This is a genomic window from Pseudoxanthomonas sp. LjRoot204_2 (assembly GCF_056175765.1).
The window spans coordinates 1-3,180 of record NZ_JBGFFG010000383.1; the positions used below are offsets into that span (position 1 = coordinate 1).

Below are 3,180 nucleotides of genomic sequence, written 5' to 3' on the forward strand. Positions count from 1 at the left end.
GCGCCAGCCTGTGGGAGCTATGGCCGGACGTGCTCGCCTTGCTGGGCTTCACCACGGTGATGATGACGGCGGCGATCCTGCGGTTCCGCAAGCGGCTGGACTGATAGGCTGGCGACCTTCCGGCAAGAGGGGCGAGCGATGGACGACGCAGCGATCGGTGCGGTGGTGGATGCCATGTACGCGATGATCTCGGGTCCGGCGGGTCCGCGCGACTGGTCGACGCAGGACGATGTCTTCCATCCCGACTGCCGCCAGATCCGCACGGGCGTGGATGCGCAGGGAACGCCATGGCGGCTGTCTTTCTCGCTGGCGGAATACCGTGCCAACGCCGACGCACTGCTGGCTGAGATGGATTTCTTCGAGGTGGAGACCGGGCGCGAGATCCGCGTGTTCGGCAACATCGCCCACGTCTGGAGCGCCTACGAGGCCCGCCACGCGCCCGGCGATGCGGTGGCGGAACGCCGCGGCATCAACAGCATCCAGCTCTACAAGGGAGAGGATGGCTGGAAGATCATCCACATGATCTGGGACAACGAGCGCGACGGCGTGCTCCTGCCTGCCGTCGGCTGAGGTGCGACGTCAGTCGGTGCCGGCGATGCGGCCGCGCAGCGAATTGGTCAGCGCTTCCGTGATCACCACGTCGACCAACTGGCCGACCAGACGTGGATGGCCGGGGAAGTTCACCGAGCGCATGTTCTCGGTCTTGCCGGTCAGCTCGGTCGCGTTCTTCTTCGACGGGCCTTCCACCAGCACCGACTGCACCGTGCCCACCATGCGTTGCGAGATGCCCGCGGCGTAGGCGTTGATGTGCTGCTGCAGGCGCTCCAGGCGCGCATGCTTCACGGCGTCCGGCGTGTCGTCTTCCAGGTCCGCGGCGGGCGTACCCGGGCGACGCGAGTAGATGAAGCTGAAGCTCTGGTCGAAGCCGACATCCTCGAGCAGCTTCATCGTCTTCTCAAAATCGGCATCGGTCTCGCCGGGGAAGCCGACGATGAAATCCGAGCTGATCGAGATGTCGGGCCGCACGGCGCGCAGCTTGCGGATCTTCTGCTTGAACTCGAGCGCGGTGTAGCCGCGCTTCATCGCCGAGAGGATACGGTCGCTGCCCGCCTGCACCGGCAGGTGCAGGAAGTTGGCCAGTTGCGGCACGTCGCGGTAGGCGTCCACCAGCGAGTCGCTAAACTCGAGCGGGTGCGAGGTGGTGAAGCGGATGCGACCGATGCCGTCGATCTCGGCGATGGTGCGGATCAGCAGGCCCAGGTCGGCGACCTCACCGTCGCCGTAGGGGCCGCGATACGCGTTGACGTTCTGGCCGAGCAGGTTGATTTCGCGCACGCCTTGCGCGGCGAGCTGCGCCACTTCCACCAGCACGTCCTCGAATGGTCGACTGACTTCCGTGCCGCGGGTGTAGGGCACCACGCAGAACGAGCAGTACTTCGAGCAGCCTTCCATGATCGACACGAACGCGGAAGGACCTTCGGCGCGCGGCTCGGGCAGGCGGTCGAACTTCTCGATTTCGGGGAAGCTGATGTCCACCTGCGGCTTGTTCTGTTCGCGGCGGGCGCGGATCAGTTCCGGCAGGCGGTGCAGGGTCTGCGGGCCGAACACCAGGTCCACGTAAGGCGCGCGCTTGACGATCGCCTCGCCTTCCTGGGAGGCCACGCAGCCGCCGACGCCGATGATGACGTCGCGGCCGCCGGCCTTCAGCGCCTTCCAGCGGCCGAGCTGGCTGAAGACCTTCTCCTGCGCCTTTTCGCGGATGGAGCAGGTGTTGACCAGCACCACGTCCGCTTCCTCGGGGTTGTCGGTCAGCTCGAGACCGTCGGAGGCGGCGAGCACATCGGCCATCTTGGCCGAGTCGTACTCGTTCATCTGGCACCCGTGGGTCTTGATGTACAGCTTGCCGCGCACCTGATCGGGCACGCGGGCGCGGCCAACGGGCAGGGGGACGAGTGCGGGGTCGGTCACGGCAGGGCCGGCCGTGGTCGGCAGTGCGGGGGCTTGCGTCCCGGTCATGGCGCTTAATCCAGTCGGGTGGGGCGGGCAGGGCCGCGTAGTTTACGCGCTGGGGGCGGCCGGAACCCGTACCGGATGGCGTTGATAGCGGGTAACAGGCCATCCCTGGCCGCCGTGCCGCCGGCTGTTGGAACTCCGACCGGCCGCACAGATTGGAGGAACCCTTTGTTGGACAAGGACTTGGCAATCCCCCGGGAATTCGGGACACTGCGCGGCATGAGGGGGACTCTGACGCTTCTGGCCGTGCTGGCCGCGTTGACCGCACTGCCGGCCAGCGCGGGCACGCTGTACAAGTGCACCGGCGCCGACGGCGTGCCGGCGTATGTTAGCAAGCGCGTCAGTGGTTCCAGTTGCGAAGTCGTGAGCCGCTACACGCCCGAACGCAGTCGCCCGACCCAGGTCGCCTCCGTGTCCCGGCCCGCCGAGGCAACGCCGGCCATCGGCGCCGCCGTCTCGCCCGCCCTGTCGGATTCCGCCAGTGCCATCGTCCCGGCCGCCGTCCCGGCGCCGGCGCCTGCCGCGACCGGTCCGCGCCGCGTGGTCAGCGGACAGGTCTATTCGTACATCAAGGACGGCGTCCGTCATTACACCAGCGCGCGCCCGCAGGGCGGCACGCAGGTGGCCAGCCTGCGCACCATCAAGTACAGCTACATCGAAACGTGTTTCGCCTGCGGCAACCCCGGCGTCGACTTCGGCCGGCTGCGGCTGAACACCTCCGCCTACCAGGCCGAAATCGCTGCGGCATCGCGCGAGTTCGGCGTGGAGGAGGCCATCCTGCGCGCGATCATGCACGCCGAGTCGTCCTACAACCCGATGGCGCTGTCGCATGCGGGTGCCCAGGGCCTGATGCAGCTGATGCCGGCCACGGCGCGCCGGTTCGGCGTGACCGACTCCTACAATGCCGGCCAGAACATCCGCGGCGGCGCGCAGTACCTGTCCTGGCTGCTCAAGCGCTTCAATGGGAACCTGACGCTGGCGGCCGCCGGCTACAACGCAGGCGAAGGCGCAGTGGACCGCCATGGCGGCGTCCCGCCGTACAAGGAAACCCAGCGCTACGTGCAGCGCGTCGCCGTGCTGGCCGACCGCTACCGCCAGGCGGTCGCCGCGCGTTGAGTCGTGGCGGGCGCCTCGGGCGCACGCAAGCCATTGATTCCACGGCAGCCG

Annotated in this window: 3 protein-coding genes; 2 read left to right on the top strand and 1 reads right to left on the bottom strand. The window is 67.9% G+C overall.

The annotated features are described in order from the left end of the window. The first annotated feature begins 138 nt into the window (after positions 1-138). Positions 139-570 (top strand): hypothetical protein, encoded by a 432-nt coding sequence (locus AC04L7_RS15205; protein WP_435999862.1) that lies wholly within the window; start codon positions 139-141, stop codon positions 568-570. Positions 571-579: 9 nt separating this feature from the next. On the opposite strand, the gene miaB is transcribed toward AC04L7_RS15205, so the two are convergent. Further along, on the bottom strand, positions 580-2,016 hold the full coding sequence (gene miaB, locus AC04L7_RS15210; RefSeq protein ID WP_435999860.1) for a tRNA (N6-isopentenyl adenosine(37)-C2)-methylthiotransferase MiaB: 1,437 nt from the start codon (positions 2,014-2,016) through the stop codon (positions 580-582). 216 nt (positions 2,017-2,232) lie between these two features. Here miaB and AC04L7_RS15215 point away from each other — a divergent pair, with 216 nt between their 5' ends. Next, positions 2,233-3,129 (top strand): lytic transglycosylase domain-containing protein, encoded by an 897-nt coding sequence (locus AC04L7_RS15215; protein ID WP_296278795.1) that lies wholly within the window; start codon positions 2,233-2,235, stop codon positions 3,127-3,129. The last annotated feature ends 51 nt before the right edge of the window (positions 3,130-3,180 follow it).

Coding starts and splice junctions, on each gene's coding strand:
- AC04L7_RS15205 (WP_435999862.1), top strand. CDS start 139: ATGGACGACGCAGCGATCGGTGCGGTGGTGGATGCCATGTACGCGATG.
- miaB (WP_435999860.1), bottom strand. CDS start 2,016: ATGACCGGGACGCAAGCCCCCGCACTGCCGACCACGGCCGGCCCTGCC.
- AC04L7_RS15215 (WP_296278795.1), top strand. CDS start 2,233: ATGAGGGGGACTCTGACGCTTCTGGCCGTGCTGGCCGCGTTGACCGCA.